Below are 20,696 nucleotides of genomic sequence, written 5' to 3' on the forward strand. Positions count from 1 at the left end.
GCGGCCCTGAGACACTGGAGCAGTGGCAGAGCACTACTTCGAGGGAACCCCGACCAGCGACGACCGTCGTCGTGACGTCACGACCCACATCTGGGACCAGGACGTCACGTTCACGACGTCGTCAGGCGTCTTCTCCCAGGACGGGCTCGACAAGGCCACAGCAGTCCTCCTTCGCAACAGCGCGCCGCCGGTCGGCGGCACGGTGCTCGACCTCGGCTGCGGGTGGGGCCCCATCGCCTGCTCGCTGGCCCGCAGCGCCGACGCCGTGTGGGCGGTCGACACCAACGAGCGCGCGCTCGAGCTGACCCGGCTCAACGCCGAGCGTCTCGGAGTCACGGTCCACGCGTGCCTGCCGGACGACGTGCCGGCCGACCTGGTGTTCGACGAGATCTGGTCGAACCCGCCGATCCGCATCGGCAAGCAGGCCCTGCATGACCTCCTGCTGCGCTGGCTCCCCCGCCTCGCACCCGGCGGCTCGGCACGGCTCGTCGTCGGCAAGAATCTCGGCGCCGACTCCCTGCAGCGCTGGCTCGGCGAGCAGGGCTGGCCCACCGAGCGGGTCGACAGCGAGAAGGGATTTCGCATCCTCCTCGTGCGTCGGGCTATCGCGCCCTGATCGTGCGGACCGCCGAGTACGTCGACTCGATGTAGTCACTGTCACGGAAGTAGACCCGGATCTTGTGGGTGCCCTTCTTGAGCTTGGGCAGACGCAGCGTCTTGCGTCCACCGCCGGTGCTCGAGAGCCGGGTGACACGGATCCGCTTCTTGCCGTCGTAGACCCGCAGCTCGCCGGTGGGGCTCGCGAACAGGTCGGGGCGTTCGAGGACCCGGATCTTGAGCGTCGCCCGCGATGAGGTCTTCACGCTCGTGCGCAGGGACGTCGACACCTTGGCGGGGAGCCGCTTGATCGTGAGGGCACGACGCGGCGACGACGCCCGGGGAGTCGTCCCGTCGCCGTCGTACGCCGCGCGCACGGACGTGCTGCCGGGCTTCAGCTTGCGGGCCGTGGCGGCCGAGACAGTGATCGAGGCCGTGCCACCCGGGCCGACCGTCCCGCTCCCGTACGTCGTGCCGGAGTCGGACAGCAGCCTGACCCGACCTCCGGTCGCGGAGGCCACGCTCACTGCGACCGTGAACGCCGATCCGTACCTCGGCTGCGAGGCCGGCGTCCTCAGGGTCACGGCGGGCCCGGCCGGGACCGCGGTCGACGCGCTCGAGGTCGCCGACAGCTTGGCGAAGGCGGCGGTCGACGGGGCGACCGTCACGGTGATGGTCCTGCCGACGTCGGCGAGCGTGGGCCAGTAGACGCTGCCCGTGCCCTTGACCACGCCGGCGACCTTCCACGTGTACCTGGGCGCTGACGGCGTGCGCACCCAGGTGCCGAGCGACGCGCGCAGAGGTTCGCCCACGACCGGCGTGCCGGAGATGACCGGGGGCGTCAGGGGCGCCTCGACCCGGCTCAGGTCGAGCCGCCCGCGTCCGCACCACTGGCGGCCCGGCGCGGTGCAGTTGAGGTCGTAGCGGTCGGGCCCGACGGCCTTCTTGGCGTACGCGCCCGACCTCGCTCGAAACGGCGACACCGAGGCGTACAAGGCCCTGGTGAGCTCGGCCGGCGTGGTCAGGCCGAGACCGTGGAGCAGGGCCGCGGCACCGGCGACCTGGGGCGAGGCCATGCTCGTGCCCTCGTAGGCCACCAGCGTGTCGGCGACGGGCCCCTTGGTCCCGCTGTTGCCCAGCGACCAGATGCGGTCGCCCTTGGCGGGGTCGTTGCCGCGGTAGGGGTCCACCTGCGTGTCGCCACCCGGCGCGGACAGGTCGACGGTCGAGCCGACGTTGGAGTAGATCGCACTGAAGCCGTTGATGCTCGTGGCGCCCACCGAGATGAACTCCGAGCACGAGGCGGGGGTGACCCGGTTGGCGTTGCCACCGTCGTTGCCCGCGGCGGCGACGTAGAGCGTGCCGCGTGCCTTGCCGACCCGCGCGGCCGCGTTGTAGACCCGGCACTCGGCCTCGCGCTGCTGGGCCGTGCCGGGCGACCCCGCCAACGACAGGTTCACGACCGCGGCGGGATACGCGTTGTTGCGCAGCCCGGTCAGGGGGATGCCGGCGGCCCACTTCATGGCGTCGACGATGTCGCTGTCCCACCCGCCACAGCGACCGAGCGCACGGATGGGCTGCACCTTGACGTTGGGGGCGACCGCCGCGATGCCCGCGCCGTTGTCGGTGGCCGCTGCGATCTGGCCCGCGACGAACGTGCCGTGCCACGAGCTGTCGCTCGAGCCCGGGAAGTCGCACTGGCCGTTGGCGTACCAGTCCCCCGGGTCGGTGGGGTCGTCGTCGCGGCCCTTCTTGGCGTCGTTGTCCCGGGCGATGGACGAGAACGTGTCGGTGCCCGGCACCCGCTGGGAGGCCGGCAGGTCCCGGTGGTCGACGATCCCGGTGTCGATCACCGCGACGACGGTCGCGGCGCGCCCCTTGGTCGCGCGCCACAGGGCAGGCGCCTTGATGCTGTAGCCGCCGTTGCCGGGCACACCGAGCGACGAGCTGGTCGTGTAGCCGCGGTTCCACAGGTTGTGCTGTGCGGGGAACAGCTGATCGTTCGTGCTCACAGGGGGCGCGGTCTGCACCTGGCGGAGCCGGTTGGGGGCCGCCCACACCACGTCGTTGCGCTCGGCGATCTGCGCTGCGGCGTCTTCTGCGACGTCGGCGGGGACGACCTCGTCGAAATCGACGGTCGAGACGTTCGCGAGCAGCTTGTCGTCCTCGGTGACCTCGGCGTCGTCGCCGAGAGCGGCGTCGGTGGCCGCGAGCAGCCCGTCGGACGGCGTGGCGGTCGTGGTCTCGACGATGATCCCGCGGGCCAGGTCCGGCACCTCGGCCTCGGTGCCGGGACCGCCCTTGGGCGAGGTCACCGTGGGCGGCGGGACGTCAGCTGCGTACGCGTCGACGGACAGACCTGCGACGGTGATCGAGGTGACGACGGCGACGGTCAGTGACCGGCGGATGCTGAGCACAGCTGGTGATCCCCATCTGAAGGCGCGAGGCGTGCCGCTCCGCGCGGAACCTCAAAAGTATCAGCATGCGCCCGGACGGACAGGACGCCCGCCACCTCTGCGGTGACGGGCGTCCTGGATGGTGCTGATGACTACTTGGCGTCGTCCTCGGCCGGGGCCTCGGAATCGGTCGAAGCCTCGAGGTTCTCGGCCGCCTCGGGGGCGTCCTGAGTCGCCTCGACGACGTCGACGTCCGTGCCGAGGTCGTCGGACGGAGCGTCCTCGGCCTCGACGACGGCGGCCTCGGGCTCGGCGGCCGGAGCCGTCGCGCCCTTCTTCGGCGTCTGGTTCTGAGCGCCGAACTGCTTCGCCTCGACGATCTCGATCACGGCCATGGGGGCGTTGTCGCCCTTGCGGGGCGCGATCTTCGTGATGCGCGTGTATCCGCCGGGACGGGTCGCCATGGCGGGACCGATCTCGGTGAACAACGTGTGCAGGATGCTCTTGTCACGGATGATCTTGACGACCTGGCGGCGGTTGGCCACCGTGTCCGTCTTGGCCTTCGTGATGAGCGACTCGGCGTACGGACGCAGACGGCGGGCCTTGGCCTCGGTCGTCGTGATCCGGCCGTGCTCGAACAGGTTCTGTGCGAGGTTGGCGAGGATCAGCCGCTGGTGAGCCGGGCTACCGCCGAGGCGGGGACCCTTCGTGGGGGTGGGCATGGTGATTACTCCAGTTTTGGTGTGATCGGCTTCGACGCGGACGAGAGCAGGAAGCCGTCTGGGCGCTTAGTACTGCTCGTCCTCGGCAAAGCTGGCGTCGTCGTCGTACGCCTCGATGGCCGCGGTCGGGTCGAAACCGGCCGGGCTGTCCTTGAGCGCGAGACCCATCTCGCCCAGCTTGGCCTTGACCTCGTCGATCGACTTCGAACCGAAGTTGCGGATGTCGAGCAGGTCCTGCTCCGAGCGCGTGATGAGCTCGCCCACGGTGTGGACGCCCTCGCGCTTGAGGCAGTTGTAGGACCGGACCGTGAAGTTGAGGTCCTCGATCGGCAGGGCCAGGTCAGCAGCGAGCTGCTCGTCGACCGGGCTCGGGCCGATGTCGATGCCCTCGGCCTCGACGTTCAGCTCACGCGCCAGACCGAACAGCTCGACCAGGGTCGAGCCGGCCGACGCGATCGCGTCACGCGGCAGGATCGACTTCTTGGTCTCGACGTCGATGACGAGCTTGTCGAAGTCGGTGCGCTGCTCGACACGAGTCGCCTCGACCTTGTAGGTCACCTTCAGGACCGGCGAGTAGATCGAGTCGACCGGCATGCGGCCGATCTCTTCGTCACCGGACTTGTTCTGGACCGCGGACACGTAGCCGCGACCGCGCTCGACGACGAGCTCGATCTCGATCTTGCCCTTGGCGTTGAGCGTGGCGATGTGCAGATCGGGGTTGTGGACCTCGACACCAGCCGGGGGCTGGATGTCGGCGGCGGTCACGCTGCCCTCACCCTCCTTGCGGAGGTACATCACGACGGGCTCGTCGTTCTCCGAGGAGACCACGAGCTCCTTCAGGTTAAGGATGATCTCGGTGACGTCCTCGGTCACGCCGGGGACGGTCGAGAACTCGTGCAGGACACCGTCGATCTTGATCGACGTGACGGCTGCACCCGGGATCGACGACAGCAGCGTACGACGCAGCGAGTTGCCGAGGGTGTAGCCGAAGCCGGGCTCGAGGGGCTCGATGACGAACCGCGAACGGAACTCGTCGACGACCTCTTCGGACAGGGCGGGGCGCTGGGCGATCAGCATGATTCTTCCTTTCCGAACCGACCTCTATATGAAGGTCCGGGTAGTGCTCTGTCTCCAGAGCGGGGTGGGATCAGATCTTGGAGTAGAACTCCACGATCAGCTGCTCCTGGATGGGAACGGTGATCTGCTCACGGATCGGCTGGGCGTGGACGAGGATGCGACCGCGGTCGGGCGCCACGTCGAGCCATGCCGGGACGGTGTCCTTGTCGAAGGTCTCACGCGCGACGATGAACGGCGTGGTCTCCAGCGACTTGGGCTTGACGTCGATGATGTCGTGCTTGCTCACCTGGAACGACGGGATGTCGGTCTTGACGCCGTTCACGATGAAGTGACCGTGGTTGACGAGCTGGCGGGCGTGACGACGCGTACGGGCGAAGCCCGCACGGTAGACGACGTTGTCCAGACGCGACTCCAGGATCTGGAGCAGGTTGTCACCGGTCTTGCCGGGACGACGCGAGGCGAGCTCGTAGTACTTGCGGAACTGCTTCTCGAGGACGCCGTAGGTGTAGCGCGCCTTCTGCTTCTCGAGCAGCTGGTTGCGGTACTCCGACTCCTTGACACGCGCGCGGCCGTGCTGGCCGGGAGGGTAAGGACGCTTTTCGAATGCAGCGTCACCACCAACGAGGTCGATGCCGAGACGGCGCGACTTCTTGGTGAGAGGTCCGGTGTAACGGGCCATGGGTGATTACTCCTAGGAAGAAAAGATCGACGTCAGAGACGACGGTGCTTGGGGGGACGGCAGCCGTTGTGGGGGCTGGGGGTCACGTCGGAGATGGTGCCGACCTCGAGGCCGACTCCGCTCAGCGACCGGATCGCCGTCTCGCGGCCCGAACCGGGGCCCTTCACGAAGACGTCGACCTTCTTCATCCCGTGCTCCATCGCCTGGCGACCGGCCGACTCCGCGGCCATGCCGGCAGCGAACGGCGTCGACTTGCGCGAGCCCTTGAATCCGACGGTTCCGCCGGAGGCCCAGGCAATCACGGCACCCGTGGGGTCCGTGATGGTGACGTGGGTGTTGTTGAACGTGCTCTTGATGTGGGCTTCGCCCTGAGCGACGTTCTTCTTCTCCTTGCGGCGAACCTTCTTGCCAGCGGTCTTAGGAGGCATGCGCTATCACTTCTTCTTTCCGGCGACGGTGCGCTTGGGGCCCTTGCGGGTACGCGCGTTGGTCTTGGTGCGCTGGCCGCGAACGGGCAGGTGCGCACGGTGGCGGCGGCCCTGGTAGCTGCCGATCTCCATCTTGCGGCGAATGTCTGCCGTGACGTTGCGGCGAAGATCGCCCTCGGTCTGGTAGTTCGCCTCGATGTGATCGCGCAGAGCGACGAGGTCGTCGTCGTTGAGCTCGTGGACGCGCTTGTCCGGGCTGATGCCGGTTGCTGCGAGGGTCTCGGCGGCGCGGGTGCGGCCGATCCCGAATACATATGTGAGTGCGATCTCGATGCGCTTCTCGCGCGGGAGATCGACTCCTACGAGGCGTGCCATGTAGGCATTTCCTTCCATTCGGCGAGGTGTGGTCACCTGATGCGTCCCGACTGCCTCCCAGATCTTGGATCTGGAGCCGGGCCCCGGCCTACGCTTCCGGGGGTGACCCGCCACGAGTGCTGCTGTGGAGGGAGCGATCAGATGTTTCGATACTGCTGTGTGAAGAAGAGTGCTTAGCCCTGACGCTGCTTGTGGCGGGGGTTCTCGCAGATCACCATGACGCGGCCGTGGCGACGAATCACCTTGCACTTGTCACAGATCTTCTTCACGCTCGGGTTGACCTTCATCGAGATTCTCTCTTTGGGATCTGAACGTGGGTGATGTGTTTACTTGTAGCGGTAGACGATGCGACCGCGGGAGAGGTCGTACGGCGAGAGCTCGACCACGACCCGGTCCTCGGGGAGGATGCGGATGTAGTGCTGACGCATCTTGCCGCTGATGTGCGCGAGAACCTTGTGACCGTTGGCCAGCTCAACACGGAACATCGCGTTGGGCAGTGCCTCGACTACGGCACCTTCCATCTCGATGACGCCTTCTTTTTTCGCCATAACCTCTTCTTTGGTTGCTTGTCCGTCGCATCGGCCCGGGCACACCCTCGACTGCCGCCGGGGCGGCACCATGAACATAGGTTCAGGACATGGAAAGGGGGACCTGGAAAGGCCGACTCTCGATTCTACGCCTACGGGGGCGGCAGACTCAAATCGCGGTCGTCCCGCTCACCGCGGCGGGCCGAACTCGCTCTGCCCCGGACCGTAGCGCTCGATCAGGCGGGAGAGCACGATCGCCGTCTCGGTGTGGTCGACATTGGCGGTCTCGACCCGTACCCGCTCCAGCGCCCGCTCGAGATCGCGGACGTCCTTGGCCACGATGTGCAAGATCGCGTCCGCTGGGCCCGACACCGTCGCAGCGGAGTGGACCTCCGGGACCCGGCTGAAGGCGGCGCGCAGCTCGTCGGGCGAGATCGTGCCGTTGCAGTGCACCTCGACGTACGCCTCGGTGCTCCAGCCGACCTGGTGCGGATCGAGCACGGCGGTGAACCCGCTGATCACGCCGTCGTCGACCAAGCGGTCCATGCGCCGCTTGACCGCGGGCGCCGAGAGCCCGATCCGCTCCCCGATCGCGGCATAGCTGGCGCGGCCGTCCTCGAGCAGACATCCGATGAGCTGACGGTCCAGATCGTCCATGTGCCCAGTCTTGCAAGAATCCGTCGCCGATTCGAGGTCTGCGCAAGAAATCGTCGCTGCGGTGGCGGTTTCGGATTCGTTCATGCCCGCTTGCGCTCCCTAGCATGAGTGCATCGCGCAGAGCCGCTGCCTGACCACACCCCCGGAGGCCTCCTCTTGACCGTTCTCGACACCCGCCCGGGCACCGCGCAGATCGCGATCCGCGAGGCTCGCACCCGCCACTACCTGATGTGCGCGCCCGAGCACTTCGAGGTCTCCTACGCGATCAACCCCTGGATGGACCTGGACAATCCCGTCGACGCCGATCGTGCCCGCGTGCAGTGGGAGATCCTGCGCAACACGTATCTGAGCCTGGGTCACCGGGTCGACCTGATCGACGCCCTGCCGGGTCAGCCGGACATGGTGTTCGCGGCCAACGGCGGTCTCGTCGTGGGCGGCCGGGCCTACGGAGCGAAGTTCCGCTTCCCCGAGCGCGCCGCCGAGGGCGGGGCCTACGCGGCCTGGCTGACCGGTCACGGGCTCCGGGTGACCGAGCCGGCGCACGTCAACGAGGGCGAGGGCGACTTCCTGGCGCTCGGCACGATGATCCTGGCCGGGACGGGCTTTCGGACCTCGCTGCCGGCCCACATCGAGGCGGCCGAGGCCGTGGACCGTCCCGTGGTGTCCCTCGAGCTGGTCGACCCCCGCTTCTACCACCTCGACGTCGCAATCGCGGTGCTCGACGACGGCAACGGCGAGGCGCCGGCCGACATCGCCTACTACCCGGGCGCGTTCAGCGCCCACAGCCAGCGCACGCTGCGCGAGCTGTTCCCCGACGCGATCGTGTGCTCCGAGGCCGACGCGAGGGTGCTCGGCCTCAACGCCGTCAGCGACGGCCACCACGTCGTCCTGCCCGCCGAGGCCACCGAGCTCGCCACGAGCCTGCGCGGTCGCGGCTACTCGCCGGTGCCCGTCGACCTGGGCGAGTTCATCAAGTCCGGAGGCAGCGTCAAGTGCTGCACGATGGAGCTGCACAGATAGCGACCACGCCGGGCTGAATCGGACATCGAGGACCTCATCCAGTCCCACAAACCCCATCCGTCACGTAGAGTGTCGGCGTGTCGCGCATCCGAGTAGCAGTCGCCGTGCTATTTTTCGCCGCCCTTCTGGTGCCGGTTCACTCCGCCCAGGCGGCCTACACGGTGCTGTGCACGGGCTACTCCTCCTGCACGACCAAGGGCTACCCGCACGGTGGCTACGAGTCCCACAAGGGGACGAGCTACTGGAACATGTACACCGGAACGAACTGCACCAACTACGTCGCGTACCGCCTGGTGACGACCAACAAGATGCCCAACAAACGGCCCAAGTCCGGTGTCGGCAACGCCCGCGACTGGGGCACGACGATGTCCTCGATCACCGACAGCAAGCCGGTCGTCGGATCCGTGGCCTGGTGGGGCAAGACGGGCAACCACGTCGCGTACGTCGAGAAGGTCGTGTCCTCGACCGAGATCTACGTGTCCGAATCCAACTGGAGCGGCTCCTTCGACTGGCGACGCATCACCAAGTCCGGCAGCGGGTGGCCCGACGGCTTCATCCACTTCGCCGACCCGGTGACCACCGCCCCCCCGATCGTGAACGAGTCCAAGCCCGCGATCCTCAGCGAGCCCCAGGTGGGAGAGACGCTGAAGGCGTCGGGCGGGGTGTGGAGCCCCAAGGGCAACACGTACGCCTACCAGTGGCTCGCCGACGGCAAGGCCATCAGCGGGGCGACCGCCAAGACGTTCACCCCCTCGTACTCCCAGCTCGCCAAGGACCTGACCGTCTCGGTCACCGCGACCCGGCCGGGCTACACGACCGCGAAGGCCGTCTCGCCGGCGCGCGACGTGGTCCCCGGCACGTTCACCAGCAACTCGGCCCCCGTCGTCACCGGCGTCCCCCGCGTCGACTCCGAGCTCGTCGCTTCGACCGGGGGCTGGTCGCCGGCTGCCTCCGCCTACACCTATCAATGGCTCGCCGACGACACCGCGATCGCCGGGGCGACGTCCTCGACGTTCGTCCCCGGCCCCGCACAGGCCGGTCGCGCGATCACCGTCCGGGTCCGGGCCGCGAAGGGCGGCTACACGGCCGCGACCTCGACGTCCGCGCCCACCGTTGCGGTCGGCCCCGGCAGCCTCGCGTCGACGTCGCGGCCCTCGGTGTCGGGCACTCCCCAGGTCGGGTCCCGCCTCACCGCGTCCCCCGGCGCCTGGTCCCGGCCCTCGCTCACGTACGCCTATCAGTGGCTCGTGGACGGCGCGGAGGTCGCAGGGGCCACGGCCTCGTCCTTCGTCCCCCGGGCGTCCGATCTCGGCAGGACCGTCTCGGTGCGGGTCACCGCGGGTCGCGCGGGCTACACCAGCGCCTCGGCCGTCGGCGCCGCGACGACCGCCGTGGTCCGCGGCGTCCTGACCGTCCGCACCCGCCCGTCGGTCTCGGGCACACCGCGGGTGGGCGCCACGCTGACCGCGGCTCCGGGCAGCTGGTCCTCCCCCGCCACCGCGTCGTTCCGGTGGTACGCGGGCGACCAGGCCGTCGCGGGGGCGACCGGGCGGACGTTCACCCCGACCCACCGCGAGCGCGGCCAGAAGATCCGGGTCCGGGTCACCGGCACGCAGGACGGCTTCACGAGCGTGGCCTCCTCCTCGCCCAGCACCGGCGTCGTGGCGGCCGGCCGCATCACGGTGTCCGCGGCTCCGAGGATCGCCGGCACGGCTCGCCTCGGCACCGTGCTGACGGTCCAGCCCGGCTCCCACGCCCCCGCCAACGCCTCGGCGCGCTACCAGTGGCTGCGCGACGGCAAGGTGCTGAGCGGTGCCACCGGACGTTCCCGGCGCGTGACGACCAACGATCTCGGCCACCGCCTCTCGGCGAAGGTGACCTTCAAAGCCACGGGCTACGCCGCCACGACCGTCACGACAGGACGAAGCGCGAAGGCGAAGGCGACGTCGACCCTCAAGGCCACCCCCGCGACCACGAAGCGCGGCCAGGTCACGTTCAGCGTGCGGGTCACCGCGACCGGCGTCTCCGCCCCTGGCGGCACCGTCACGGTGCACTACGGCTCGTCCCGGACCCGCACCGTGAAGGTCACCAAGGGCAAGGCCACGATCACGCTCACCGGCCAAGCCGCGGGAACGCAGCGCTACCGGTTCACCTACAGCGGCGTGTCAAAGGTCGCCGGCTCGACGTACACACGCAGCGTGACGATCAGCTGATCAGGCCGCCGAGTCGAAGACCACGCGCCAGCGCGAACCGACCCGCTCGACGTCGTAGGACTCGTCGGGGGTGTCGTTGCCCCATGTGATCGTGACCGTCGAGCTGCTGCCGTTGACCCGGCCCGCGGTGTAGACGACCTCGTCGAGGTCGATCCCCTCATCGGCGAAGGTGTCCTTCGCGGCATGGACCACCTCGCAGTCGACCGCCGAGGGCGTCACGACGATCCGGCGCATGGCCCGGCAGTCGCCCTCGTCGAGGGCCCGCATCATGGTCTCGACGGCGCGAGCAGGCCCGGGGGCCGTCGACGGCTTCCCCCCGCTCGGCGAGGTGGTCGTCGAGGTGGCCGGCGCGCTCGGTCGCGAGGCAGTGCCCTCTCCCGGCCCCGACGACCCGTCGGACCCGCACGCAGACACCAGCACGAGGGCTGCGACTGCGAGGAGGCGTCTCATGACCTCAGTCTCCCCCATACGGGACGCCGAGCTCGGCGAGCCGCGTCTTGCCGCCGTCCAGCGCGGTGAGCACCCAGGCGCCGTTGTCGGTGAGGGTGAACGTGTGCTCGTAGTGAGCCGCCCACGAGCCGTCGGTCGTCACCGCGGTCCAGTCGTCGTCCAGGATCCGGGTGCTCGAGGTGCCGAGCGTGACCATCGGCTCGACGGCCAGGGCCAGCCCCTTGACGAGCTTCGCCCCGCGCCGCGGCTTGCCGTAGTTGTGGACGTCGGGCGGCTGGTGCATCTGCGAGCCGATCCCGTGACCCGTGAAGCCCTCGACGATGCCGTAGTCCCCCGCGCCGACGATCGTCGTCTCGATCGCGTGGCTGATGTCCGAGACCCGGCCGCCGAGCCGCGCCGCCGCGATGCCCCGCCACATCGACTCCTCGGTGACCCGCATGAGCGCGAGGACCTCGTCGGGCACGTCGCCGATCGCGACGGTCGTGGCGGCGTCGCCGTGCCAGCCGTCCACGACAGCACCGCAGTCGATCGAGATGATGTCGCCGTCGCGCAGCACCCGCGAGCCGGGGATGCCGTGGACGACCTCGTCGTTGACGGACGTGCAGATCACGCCGGTGAAGCCGTGGTAGCCCAGGAAGTTCGAGCTCGCGCCACGAGAGCGGATGTGCTCGTGCGCGATCGCATCGAGCTCACGGGTCGTGACGCCGGCGACCGCGGACTCCCGCAGCACCTCGAGCGTCTCGGCCACGACGAGCCCCGCCGCCCGCATCGTCTCGATCTGGGCGGGGGTCTTGATCTCGATGCCGCGCTCGAACATCAGCGGAAGCGCGCCCCTACGACGGGAGCGCGTCGGCGATGCGGCGGGACACCTCGTCCACCTCACCCACGCCGTCGACCTGGATGAGGAGTCCGCGCTTGCCGTAGACCTCGAGCAGCGGGGCGGTCTCGGCCGTGTAGACCTCCTGGCGGTGGCGGATGACGTCCTCGGTGTCATCGGCACGGCCGCTGGTCTCAGCACGCTTGAGCAGGCGCTGGATCAGCTCCTCGGGGTCCACCACGAGCTCGATGACGCCGTCGAGCGACGTGCCCAGCTCGTCAAGGATCTCATCGAGCTTGGCGACCTGGTTCACCGTGCGCGGGTAGCCGTCGAGGATGAAGCCGTCGCGGGCGTCCTCCTGCGCGAGACGGTCCTTGACCATCGCATTGGTGACCTCGTCCGGGACGTACTCGCCGGCGTCGGAGTAGCGCTGCGCGGTGCGGCCCAGCTCGGTCTGCTCCTGGATGTTGGCCCGGAAGATGTCGCCCGTGGAGATGTGCGCACCACCGATGCGCTCGGCCAGACTCACGGCCTGGGTTCCCTTGCCCGCGCCGGGCGGGCCCATGATGAGGAGGCGCATTTTACTTGAGGAACCCTTCGTAGTTGCGCTGCTGGAGCTGGCTCTCGATCTGCTTGACCGTGTCCAGCCCCACACCGACGATGATCAGGAGGGTCGTGCCGCCGAACGGGAAGTTCTGGCTGGCACCGATCGCCGCGATGGCGATCATCGGGATCAGGGCGATGAGCCCGAGGTACAGCGCACCCGGGGCCGTGATGCGGCTCAGCACGTACGCGAGGTACTCCTGCGTCGGCCGGCCGGCGCGGATGCCGGGGATGAAGCCGCCGTACTTGCGCATGTTGTCGGCGACCTCTTCGGGGTTGAACGTGATCGACACGTAGAAGTACGTGAAGAACACGATCAGCAGGAAGAAGGTGGCCATGTAGAGCGGGTGGTCACCGCGCACGAAGTTGTCGTTGATCCACGTCGCCCACGAGGCACCGGAGTTGAACTGGGCCATGAGCGCGGGGAGGTACATCAGGGACGAGGCGAAGATGACCGGGATGATGCCGGCCTGGTTGACCTTGAGCGGGATGTACGTCGAGGAGCCGCCGAACATCCGGCGTCCGACCATCCGCTTGGCGTACTGCACCGGGATGCGGCGCTGCGCCTGCTCGATGAAGATCACGCCCGCCACGATCAGCAGGCCGATCAGGACCACGAGGGTGAACGTCGTCCAGCCCTTGGTCTCCTTGATCTGCCACATCGCGCCGGGGAAGGTCGCGACGACCTGCGTGAAGATGAGGATCGACATGCCGTTGCCGACGCCGCGGTCGGTGATGAGCTCACCGAGCCACATGATGACCGCGGTGCCCGCGACCATCGTCAGCACGATCAGCAGGAACGACCAGATGCTGTCGGGGTTGTAGAGCAGCGGCCCGGTCTCGGACCCGCCGAACAGGTTGCCGCTGCGGGCCAGCGCCACGATGCCCGTGGCCTGCAGGATCGCCAGGCCCAGCGTCAGGTATCGCGTGTACTGGGTGATCTTGGTCTGCCCGGACTGGCCCTCCTTCTTGAGGGCCTCCAGCCGTGGGATGACCACGACGAGCAGCTGCAGGATGATGCTTGCGGTGATGTACGGCATGATGCCGAGCGCGAACACCGTGAGCTGCAGCAGCGCACCACCGGAGAAGACGTTGATGAGGGCGAAGAGGCTGCTGTTGTCGCCTGACGAGGCGGCCTCCACGGAGTCCTGCACGTTGCCCACGTTGATGCCGGGAGCCGGCATCGTGGAGCCGAGACGGAACAGGACGATGACGAACAGGACGAAGAGGATCTTCTTCCGCAGGTCTGGCGTTCGAAACGCGTGGACGAAGGCGCTGAGCACCGCGGTCCTCCTCGTGCACTGAGAGTGATCGATGTGAACGGACAAAAGCGGGCTCGCGCCCGCGTGCTGACTCTAACAGCCAGCAAAACAGCCGGGGCAGGGCTCTCGCCCTGCCCCGGACGCGTCAGCCAAGAATGGTGACGCTGCCGCCTGCTGCTTCGATCTTGGTCTTGGCCGAGGCGGAGAACTTGTCCGCCGTGACCTGGACCTTGACGTTGATGTCGCCCTGACCGAGGACCTTGACGGGACGTCCCTTGCGGACCGCTCCGTTGGCGACCAGCGACGCGACGTCGATGTCACCACCCTCGGGGTAGAGCTCCTGGATGCGATCCAGGTTGACGACCTGGTACTCCTCGCGGAACGGGTTCTTGAACCCCTTCAGCTTCGGCAGGCGCATGTGGATGGGAACCTGTCCACCCTCGAAGCCGACGGGAACCTGGTAGCGGGCTGCGGTGCCCTTGGTTCCACGGCCGGCGGTCTTGCCCTTCGAGCCCTCACCACGACCCACACGGGTCTTGGCGGTCTTGGCCCCGGGGGCCGGGCGCAGGTGATGAAGCTTGAGCGCCATGATCAGTCCACCTCCTTGACGTCGACGAGGTGCGGGATGGACGTCGCCATGCCGCGGATCTCGGGACGATCCTCAACGACAACCACGTCGCCGATCCTCTTCAGACCGAGCGAGCGCAGGGTGTCGCGCTGGTTCTGCTTGCGTCCGATGCCGGACTTGGTCTGGGTCACCTGGAGCTTGGCCATCAGGCACCTACCCCGGCGTCAGCCTTGGCCTTGGCCTCGGCGATGCCTTCCTTGCCGGCCCGCAGGAGCGCCGCCGGAGCGACCTCCTCGACCGTCAGGCCGCGGCGCTGGGCCACCTGCTCAGGCGACTCGAGCATGCGAAGAGCTGCGACCGTCGCGTGCACGATGTTGATCGCGTTCGACGAGCCGAGCGACTTCGACAGGACGTCGTGGACGCCGGCCGCCTCGAGCACTGCACGCACCGGGCCACCGGCGATGACGCCGGTACCGGGCGATGCGGGACGAAGGAAGACGACGCCAGCCGCCTTCTCGCCCTGCACCGGGTGCGGGATGGTGCCCTGGATGCGCGGGACGCGGAAGAAGGACTTCTTGGCCTCTTCGACGCCCTTCGCGATCGCGGTGGGGACTTCCTTGGCCTTGCCGTAGCCGATGCCGACCTGTCCGTCGCCGTCGCCGACGATCACGAGGGCGGTGAAGCTGAAGCGACGACCACCCTTGACGACCTTGGCGACACGGTTGATCGTGACGACCTTCTCGATGTACTGCGACTTCTCGGCGCCGCGATCATTACGACCGCGTCCGCCTCCGCCTCCGCGGCGCTGCTGCCCGCTCATGCGGCACTCCTCACGTTTGAGAGAAATTCAGTGTTGTTGGTCATCAGAACTCCAGCCCACCCTCGCGGGCGCCGTCGGCCAGTGCTGCGACGCGACCGGCGTACTTGTTGCCGGCGCGGTCGAAGACGACCGTCTCGACGCCTGCAGCCTTGGCACGGTCCGCGACGAGCTCGCCGACGCGCTTGGCCTTGGCCGTCTTGTCGTCGCTCGACGAACGCAGGTCGGCCTCCATCGTCGACGCGGACGCGAGGGTGTGTCCCTCGAGGTCGTCGACGATCTGGGCAACCATGTGCTTGCTGGAGCGGGTGATGACCAGACGCGGACGCTCGGCCGATCCCTGGATCTTCTTGCGACCACGGATCTGGCGGCGCAGACGCGACGCGGTACGACCCTTGGTGCTCTTGTTGTGCCTGATCGAGATAGCCATGAGCTACTTACCAGCCTTTCCGACCTTGCGGCGGACGTGCTCGCCGGCATAGCGCACACCCTTGCCCTTGTAGGGCTCGGGCTTGCGGATCTTGCGGATGTTCGCTGCGACCTCACCGACGGCCTGCTTGTCGATGCCGTGGACGGCGAACTTGGTGGGCGACTCGACCGAGAACGTGATGCCCTCGGGAGCCTTGACGGGCACCGGGTGGCTGAAGCCGAGCGCGAACTCGAGGTCAGTCGGACCCTTGGCCGCGACGCGGTAACCGACGCCGACGATCTCGAGCTTCTTCTCGTAGCCCTCGGTGACACCGATGACCATGTTGCTGATCAGGGTGCGCGAGAGGCCGTGGAGCGCCTTGCTGCGTCGCTCGTCGTTCGGACGCTCGATCGCGAGCGTGCCGTCCTCGTCCTTGCGGACCGTGATCGGCTCGGCGACGGTGTGCGTGAGCTCGCCCTTGGGACCCTTGACGCGGACGTCCTGGCCCTCGATGGTGACCTCGACGCCCGAGGGAACCGTGACGGGAATCTTGCCAATGCGTGACATGTGTCAGACCCCTCTCACCAGACGTAGGCGAGGACTTCTCCGCCTACGCCCTTCTGGTTGGCCTGGCGGTCCGTGAGCAGACCCTGGCTGGTCGAGATGATCGCGACACCGAGGCCGCCGAGGACCTTGGGCAGACCGGTCGACTTCGCGTAGACGCGAAGACCCGGCTTGCTGATGCGACGGATGCCGGCGATCGAGCGCTCGCGGTGCGGACCGTACTTGAGGGTGATGGTCAGCGTCTTGCCGACCTCGCCCTCCTTGGGCTCGGCGACGTCGATGGACGTGATGTAGCCCTCCTGCTTCAGGATCTCGGCGACGCCGGCCTTCAGCTTGGAGTAGGGCATCGACACGCTGTCGTGGTACGCCTGATTGCCGTTGCGGACACGCGTGAGCATGTCTGCGATCGGATCGGTCATTGTCATGAGTGTGTGTTTTCCATTCCTGCCGTGGTTTCCCTCCGCGGTGCGCAGGGACCTTCGACTGTCAAAAGAGGTGGGTGGTTACCAGGAGCTCTTGGTGATGCCCGGGAGCTCACCGCGGTGTGCCATCTCGCGAAGGCAGATGCGGCAGAGGCCGAACTTCTTGTACACCGAGCGCGGGCGACCGCAACGCTGGCAGCGGGTGTAGCCGCGGACTGCGAACTTCGGCTTGCGAGCGGCCTTGACCTTGAGTCCAGTCTTCGCCATGTCAGTTCTCCTTGTAGGGGAAGCCGAGCAGCTTGAGCAGCGCGCGCCCCTCCTCGTCGTTGGTCGCCGTCGTGACGACCGTGATGTCCATGCCGCGCGAGCGGTCGATCTTGTCCTGGTCGATCTCGTGGAACATGACCTGCTCGGTCAGACCGAACGTGTAGTTGCCACGGCCGTCGAACTGCTTGGGGCTCAGACCACGGAAGTCGCGGATGCGGGGCAGCGCGAGCGTCAGGAGACGATCGAGGAACTCCCACATGCGGTCGCCACGCAGCGTGACGTGCGTGCCGATCGGCATGCCCTCACGCAGCTTGAACTGCGCGATGGACTTGCGGGCCTTGGTGACCTGCGGCTTCTGACCCGTGATGGCCGTGAGGTCGCGAATCGCGCCCTCGATCAGCTTGCCGTCGCGGGCAGCCTCGCCGACGCCCATGTTGACGACGATCTTGGTGAGGCCGGGAACCTGCATGACGTTGTCGTAGTCGAACTGCTCGCGCAGGGCCGGAAGGATCTCCTCGCGGTAGCGCGTCTTGAGACGGGGGGCCGTCTGTGTCTCGCTCATTCTCAGATCTCCTTTCCGGTCTTCTTGGCGATGCGGACGCTGCGCTGTGCGCCGTACGTGGATCCGTCGGGACGCGTCTTGGTGACGTCGTCGCGACGGTAGCCGACACGGGTCGGCTCCTTGTCGGCGAGCAGCATGACGTTCGAGATGTGGATGGGGGCTTCGCTGGTGATGATGCCACCGGATCCTGCGCCACCGGCCTGGGTCGGCTTGGTGTGACGCTTGATGCGGTTGACGCCTTCGACGACGACACGGTCGTGCTCGGCGATCACTTCGATGACCGCGCCCGTGACGCCCTTGTCCTTGCCAGCGATGACCTTGACCTGGTCACCCTTGCGAATGCTGACGTTGCCTTTGCGGGCCATGTCAGAGCACCTCCGGTGCGAGAGAGATGATGCGCATGAACTTCTTGTCGCGAAGCTCACGGCCGACGGGGCCGAAGATGCGCGTTCCACGCGGATCTCCGTCCGCCTTGAGGATGACGGCTGCGTTCTCGTCGAACTTGATGTACGAGCCATCGGGACGACGGCGCTCCTTGACGGTGCGCACGACGACAGCCTTGACGACGTCACCCTTCTTGACGTTTCCGCCGGGGATCGCGTCCTTGACAGTGGCGACGATCGTGTCGCCGATGCCTGCATAACGCCGGCCAGATCCGCCGAGGACACGGATGCAGAGGATTTCCTTTGCACCGGTGTTGTCGGCGACCTTGAGTCGAGACTCCTGCTGAATCATCTGTCGTCTCCTACTTGGCCTTCTCGAGGATCTCGACGATGCGCCAACGCTTGGTCGCCGAGAGCGGACGGGTCTCCATGATGAGGACCCGGTCGCCGACGCCGGCAGCGTTGGACTCGTCGTGAGCCTTGAGCTTGATGTTGCGACGCAGGACCTTGCCGTAGAGCGCGTGCTTGACGCGGTCCTCGACATCGACCACGACGGTCTTGTCCATCTTGTCGCTGACGACAAGACCCTCGCGGGTCTTGCGAGCGGTGCGTTCGGTCACTGCCTCGTCCTTCTGATTCTTGTCGGTCATGCCTGCGACACCTCGTCGGAGGAGGTCTCGACGATGCCGAGCTCGCGCTCGCGCATCACGGTGTAGATCCGGGCGATGTCCTTGCGCACGGCCCGAAGTCGGGCGGTGTTGTCGAGCTGTCCGGTCGCGTTCTGGAAGCGCAGGTTGAACAGCTCTTCCTTGGCCTCGGCCAGCTTCTCGGCCAGGTCCTCGACGCTCACGGCGCGGAGCTCCGCGGCGGTGGTCACGGCTGCCATCACAGCTCACCTGTCTCTCGGGTGATGAAACGGGCCTTCATGGGAAGCTTGTGGATCGCGCGGCGCATGGCCTCGCGAGCCGTCTTCTCGTCGACACCGGACAGCTCGAACATGACGCGTCCGGGCTTGACGTTGGCGACCCACCACTCGGGCGATCCCTTGCCGGAACCCATGCGGGTCTCGGCGGGCTTCTTGGTCAGCGGGCGATCGGGGTAGATGTTGATCCACACCTTGCCGCCACGCTTGATGTGACGCGTCATGGCGATACGAGCGGACTCGATCTGACGGTTCGTCACGTAGGCGGCGGTCACGCACTGGATGCCGTAGTCGCCGAACGCCAGCTCGGTGCCGCCCTTGGCGGCGCCGCGACGGTCGGGGTGGTGCTGCTTGCGGTACTTGACCCTACGGGGCATCAACATCAGGAACCCTCCCCTGCAGGAGTAGCGGCGACGGCCTCGGCCGGCGCCTGGGTCGAAGCGGCAGCGTCGGTCGCCGGAGCGGCCTCGTCGCGGGCGGGACGCTCGGGACGACGCGCGCCACCAGCGGCTCCGCCACGGGCGGGACGACGGTTGCTGCCGGGGGCGGCGGCACGCTTGGCAGCTTCTGCCTCGCGCTCGGCGCGGGTACCCGCGACCTCGCCCTTGTAGATCCAGACCTTCACGCCGATGCGGCCGAAGGTCGTCTTGGCCTCGTAGAAGCCGTAGTCGACGTCAGCACGGAGCGTGTGCAGGGGCACGCGGCCCTCGCGGTAGAACTCCGAGCGCGACATCTCGGCGCCACCGAGGCGGCCCGAGCACTGGATACGGATGCCCTTGGCGCCCGAGCGCATGGTCGACTGCATCGCCTTGCGCATCGCGCGACGGAACTGCACGCGGCCCGAGAGCTGCTCGGCGACGCCCTGGGCGACCAGCTGCGCGTCCATCTCGGGGTTCTTGACCTCGAGGATGTTCAGCTGCACCTGCTTGCCCGTGAGCTTCTCGAGGTCGCCGCGGATGCGGTCGGCCTCGGCGCCACGGCGGCCGATGACGATGCCGGGGCGAGCGGTGTGGATGTCGACGCGGACGCGGTCACGCGTGCGCTCGATCTCGACACGGCTGATGCCGGCGCGGTCCATGCCCTTGGTGAGCATCCGACGGATCTGCACGTCTTCTCCGACGTAGCTCTTGTAGAGCTTGTCGGCGTACCAACGGCTCTTGTGATCCGTCGAGATGCCCAGTCGGAACCCGTGCGGGTTGATCTTCTGTCCCACTATCGGTTCCCGCCCTTCTTCTTGGAGTTTTTGGTGGCCGCGGCGAGGCGCTTGCCCTCGACGAAGTCGGCCGGCTGGACGACCACGGTCAGGTGGCTGCTGCGCTTGAGGATGCGGTTGGCCGCACCCTTGGCGCGGGGACGCCAGCGCTTCATCGTCGGGCCCTCGTCGACGAGGACCGTGGTGATGATCAGCGAGGAGCGGTCGAGCCCCTCGGTGGTCGCGGCGTTCGCAGCGGCGCTCTCGACGAGCTTGTAGAACACCTCGGCGACGGCCTGCGGCGCGAACTGCAGGGTGGCCAGGGCGTTGTCCACGGACTCGCCGCGGATCAGGTCGCCGATGCGGCGCGACTTCTGCGCAGTGACGCGCACGAAGCGAGCCACGGCGAACGCACCGGGCTCGTCGCCCAGGAGCCGCTCGCGCCGTGCGCTCACGCTGTCACGGGTAGCTGCACTCATCGCCTCTTCGCCTTCCGGTCATCCTTCTCGTGTCCGCGGAACGTGCGGGTCGGGGCGAACTCGCCCAGCTTGTGACCCACCATCGAGTCCGTGATGAACACGGGCACGTGCTTGCGGCCGTCGTGCACGGCGATCGTGTGTCCGATGAAGGACGGCAGGATCATCGAGCGGCGCGACCAGGTCTTGATCACGGTGTGGGTGTCGGCGGCGTTCTGCGCGTCGACCTTCTTCTCGAGGTGCCCGTCGACGAACGGGCCCTTCTTCAAACTACGTGGCATCTGTAAACCA

32 protein-coding genes are annotated in these 20,696 nt (G+C 67.7%); 3 read left to right on the forward strand and 29 right to left on the reverse strand.

Going from position 1 to position 20,696, the window contains the following annotated elements; translation table 11 throughout:
• The first annotated feature begins 22 nt into the window (after positions 1 to 22).
• Complete coding sequence (locus tag GEV26_RS14840; RefSeq protein ID WP_153654303.1) at positions 23 to 616, forward strand: class I SAM-dependent methyltransferase; 594 nt, start codon at positions 23 to 25, stop codon at positions 614 to 616.
• On the opposite strand, the gene GEV26_RS14845 is transcribed toward GEV26_RS14840, so the two are convergent.
• The 9 genes from GEV26_RS14845 to GEV26_RS14885 form a co-directional block, all read right to left on the reverse strand.
• Complete coding sequence (locus GEV26_RS14845; RefSeq protein ID WP_153654304.1) at positions 603 to 3,014, reverse strand: S8 family serine peptidase; 2,412 nt, start codon at positions 3,012 to 3,014, stop codon at positions 603 to 605. The two genes, GEV26_RS14840 and GEV26_RS14845, sit on opposite strands and share 14 nt — an antisense overlap.
• 131 nt (positions 3,015 to 3,145) lie before the next feature.
• Positions 3,146 to 3,715 (reverse strand): 50S ribosomal protein L17, encoded by a 570-nt coding sequence (gene rplQ, locus GEV26_RS14850; RefSeq protein WP_153654306.1) that lies wholly within the window; start codon positions 3,713 to 3,715, stop codon positions 3,146 to 3,148.
• 66 nt (positions 3,716 to 3,781) lie between these two features.
• Positions 3,782 to 4,792 carry a DNA-directed RNA polymerase subunit alpha gene (locus tag GEV26_RS14855; RefSeq protein WP_153654308.1) on the reverse strand — a complete coding sequence of 337 codons (1,011 nt, stop codon included), beginning with the start codon at positions 4,790 to 4,792 and terminating at the stop codon, positions 3,782 to 3,784.
• 70 nt (positions 4,793 to 4,862) lie between these two features.
• Complete coding sequence (gene rpsD, locus GEV26_RS14860; RefSeq protein WP_153654310.1) at positions 4,863 to 5,471, reverse strand: 30S ribosomal protein S4; 609 nt, start codon at positions 5,469 to 5,471, stop codon at positions 4,863 to 4,865.
• A gap of 32 nt (positions 5,472 to 5,503) precedes the next feature.
• On the reverse strand, positions 5,504 to 5,899 hold the full coding sequence (gene rpsK / locus GEV26_RS14865; RefSeq protein WP_108579682.1) for a 30S ribosomal protein S11: 396 nt from the start codon (positions 5,897 to 5,899) through the stop codon (positions 5,504 to 5,506).
• A 6-nt stretch (positions 5,900 to 5,905) separates the two neighbouring features.
• Entirely contained in the window at positions 5,906 to 6,274 is a 369-nt protein-coding gene (gene rpsM / locus GEV26_RS14870) for a 30S ribosomal protein S13 (protein ID WP_153654312.1), read from the reverse strand.
• Between the two features lie 173 nt (positions 6,275 to 6,447).
• Positions 6,448 to 6,561 (reverse strand): 50S ribosomal protein L36, encoded by a 114-nt coding sequence (gene rpmJ, locus GEV26_RS14875; RefSeq protein WP_008361054.1) that lies wholly within the window; start codon positions 6,559 to 6,561, stop codon positions 6,448 to 6,450.
• Between the two features lie 39 nt (positions 6,562 to 6,600).
• Positions 6,601 to 6,822, reverse strand: a complete 222-nt coding sequence (gene infA / locus GEV26_RS14880) for a translation initiation factor IF-1 (protein WP_007078610.1) — start codon at positions 6,820 to 6,822, stop codon at positions 6,601 to 6,603.
• Between the two features lie 168 nt (positions 6,823 to 6,990).
• Positions 6,991 to 7,458, reverse strand: coding sequence for an Lrp/AsnC family transcriptional regulator (locus tag GEV26_RS14885; protein ID WP_153654314.1), 468 nt, complete (start codon positions 7,456 to 7,458; stop codon positions 6,991 to 6,993).
• A gap of 156 nt (positions 7,459 to 7,614) precedes the next feature.
• On the opposite strand from GEV26_RS14885, the gene ddaH reads away from it, so the two are divergent.
• Both ddaH and GEV26_RS14895 read left to right on the forward strand, forming a co-directional pair.
• The gene (gene ddaH, locus GEV26_RS14890; RefSeq protein ID WP_243838776.1) at positions 7,615 to 8,478 is read left to right on the forward strand and encodes a dimethylargininase; all 864 of its coding nucleotides are present in this window, start codon (positions 7,615 to 7,617) and stop codon (positions 8,476 to 8,478) included.
• 128 nt (positions 8,479 to 8,606) lie between these two features.
• Positions 8,607 to 10,691: a CHAP domain-containing protein gene (locus GEV26_RS14895; RefSeq protein WP_153654315.1), complete on the forward strand. Its 2,085-nt coding sequence runs from the start codon at positions 8,607 to 8,609 to the stop codon at positions 10,689 to 10,691.
• Here GEV26_RS14895 and GEV26_RS14900 read toward each other — a convergent pair whose 3' ends face one another.
• The 20 genes from GEV26_RS14900 to rpsS form a co-directional block, all read right to left on the reverse strand.
• Positions 10,692 to 11,141 (reverse strand): hypothetical protein, encoded by a 450-nt coding sequence (locus tag GEV26_RS14900; RefSeq protein WP_153654317.1) that lies wholly within the window; start codon positions 11,139 to 11,141, stop codon positions 10,692 to 10,694. It lies immediately after the preceding gene.
• Positions 11,142 to 11,145: 4 nt separating this feature from the next.
• Entirely contained in the window at positions 11,146 to 11,961 is an 816-nt protein-coding gene (gene map, locus GEV26_RS14905) for a type I methionyl aminopeptidase (protein WP_153655112.1), read from the reverse strand.
• Between the two features lie 13 nt (positions 11,962 to 11,974).
• Positions 11,975 to 12,538 (reverse strand): adenylate kinase, encoded by a 564-nt coding sequence (locus tag GEV26_RS14910; protein WP_153654319.1) that lies wholly within the window; start codon positions 12,536 to 12,538, stop codon positions 11,975 to 11,977.
• A gap of 1 nt (position 12,539) precedes the next feature.
• A complete protein-coding gene (gene secY / locus GEV26_RS14915) occupies positions 12,540 to 13,844 on the reverse strand; it encodes a preprotein translocase subunit SecY (RefSeq protein ID WP_153654321.1) in 1,305 nt (434 codons plus the stop codon).
• Positions 13,845 to 13,968: 124 nt separating this feature from the next.
• Entirely contained in the window at positions 13,969 to 14,412 is a 444-nt protein-coding gene (gene rplO / locus GEV26_RS14920) for a 50S ribosomal protein L15 (RefSeq protein ID WP_108579696.1), read from the reverse strand.
• 2 nt (positions 14,413 to 14,414) lie between these two features.
• Positions 14,415 to 14,597 (reverse strand): 50S ribosomal protein L30, encoded by a 183-nt coding sequence (gene rpmD / locus GEV26_RS14925; protein WP_153654323.1) that lies wholly within the window; start codon positions 14,595 to 14,597, stop codon positions 14,415 to 14,417.
• Positions 14,597 to 15,211, reverse strand: coding sequence for a 30S ribosomal protein S5 (gene rpsE / locus GEV26_RS14930; protein WP_153654325.1), 615 nt, complete (start codon positions 15,209 to 15,211; stop codon positions 14,597 to 14,599). The genes rpmD and rpsE overlap by 1 nt, the downstream gene beginning before the upstream one ends.
• Positions 15,212 to 15,254: 43 nt before the next feature.
• Complete coding sequence (gene rplR / locus GEV26_RS14935) at positions 15,255 to 15,638, reverse strand: 50S ribosomal protein L18 (protein WP_153654327.1); 384 nt, start codon at positions 15,636 to 15,638, stop codon at positions 15,255 to 15,257.
• 3 nt (positions 15,639 to 15,641) lie between these two features.
• The gene (gene rplF / locus GEV26_RS14940; RefSeq protein ID WP_153654329.1) at positions 15,642 to 16,184 is read right to left on the reverse strand and encodes a 50S ribosomal protein L6; all 543 of its coding nucleotides are present in this window, start codon (positions 16,182 to 16,184) and stop codon (positions 15,642 to 15,644) included.
• Between the two features lie 14 nt (positions 16,185 to 16,198).
• Positions 16,199 to 16,606, reverse strand: coding sequence for a 30S ribosomal protein S8 (gene rpsH, locus GEV26_RS14945; RefSeq protein ID WP_108579704.1), 408 nt, complete (start codon positions 16,604 to 16,606; stop codon positions 16,199 to 16,201).
• A gap of 78 nt (positions 16,607 to 16,684) precedes the next feature.
• The gene (locus GEV26_RS14950) at positions 16,685 to 16,870 is read right to left on the reverse strand and encodes a type Z 30S ribosomal protein S14 (RefSeq protein ID WP_056209415.1); all 186 of its coding nucleotides are present in this window, start codon (positions 16,868 to 16,870) and stop codon (positions 16,685 to 16,687) included.
• A gap of 1 nt (position 16,871) precedes the next feature.
• Complete coding sequence (rplE, locus tag GEV26_RS14955; RefSeq protein ID WP_153654331.1) at positions 16,872 to 17,432, reverse strand: 50S ribosomal protein L5; 561 nt, start codon at positions 17,430 to 17,432, stop codon at positions 16,872 to 16,874.
• A gap of 2 nt (positions 17,433 to 17,434) precedes the next feature.
• On the reverse strand, positions 17,435 to 17,797 hold the full coding sequence (gene rplX / locus GEV26_RS14960) for a 50S ribosomal protein L24 (RefSeq protein WP_153654333.1): 363 nt from the start codon (positions 17,795 to 17,797) through the stop codon (positions 17,435 to 17,437).
• Between the two features lies 1 nt (position 17,798).
• Positions 17,799 to 18,167, reverse strand: a complete 369-nt coding sequence (gene rplN / locus GEV26_RS14965; protein WP_056209423.1) for a 50S ribosomal protein L14 — start codon at positions 18,165 to 18,167, stop codon at positions 17,799 to 17,801.
• 10 nt (positions 18,168 to 18,177) lie between these two features.
• Positions 18,178 to 18,465, reverse strand: coding sequence for a 30S ribosomal protein S17 (gene rpsQ, locus GEV26_RS14970; protein WP_153654335.1), 288 nt, complete (start codon positions 18,463 to 18,465; stop codon positions 18,178 to 18,180).
• Entirely contained in the window at positions 18,462 to 18,701 is a 240-nt protein-coding gene (gene rpmC / locus GEV26_RS14975) for a 50S ribosomal protein L29 (protein WP_153654337.1), read from the reverse strand. Before rpmC ends, rpsQ begins: the two co-directional genes overlap by 4 nt.
• Positions 18,701 to 19,120, reverse strand: coding sequence for a 50S ribosomal protein L16 (rplP, locus tag GEV26_RS14980; RefSeq protein ID WP_153654339.1), 420 nt, complete (start codon positions 19,118 to 19,120; stop codon positions 18,701 to 18,703). Before rplP ends, rpmC begins: the two co-directional genes overlap by 1 nt.
• A complete protein-coding gene (rpsC, locus tag GEV26_RS14985) occupies positions 19,120 to 19,950 on the reverse strand; it encodes a 30S ribosomal protein S3 (RefSeq protein ID WP_153654341.1) in 831 nt (276 codons plus the stop codon). Before rpsC ends, rplP begins: the two co-directional genes overlap by 1 nt.
• Positions 19,950 to 20,384, reverse strand: coding sequence for a 50S ribosomal protein L22 (rplV, locus tag GEV26_RS14990; protein ID WP_459562268.1), 435 nt, complete (start codon positions 20,382 to 20,384; stop codon positions 19,950 to 19,952). Before rplV ends, rpsC begins: the two co-directional genes overlap by 1 nt.
• Before the next feature lie 20 nt (positions 20,385 to 20,404).
• The gene (gene rpsS, locus GEV26_RS14995; protein ID WP_056209436.1) at positions 20,405 to 20,686 is read right to left on the reverse strand and encodes a 30S ribosomal protein S19; all 282 of its coding nucleotides are present in this window, start codon (positions 20,684 to 20,686) and stop codon (positions 20,405 to 20,407) included.
• Positions 20,687 to 20,696: the final 10 nt, after the last annotated feature.

The organism is Aeromicrobium yanjiei, assembly GCF_009649075.1.
In the GTDB taxonomy this organism is placed as follows: domain Bacteria; phylum Actinomycetota; class Actinomycetes; order Propionibacteriales; family Nocardioidaceae; genus Aeromicrobium; species Aeromicrobium yanjiei.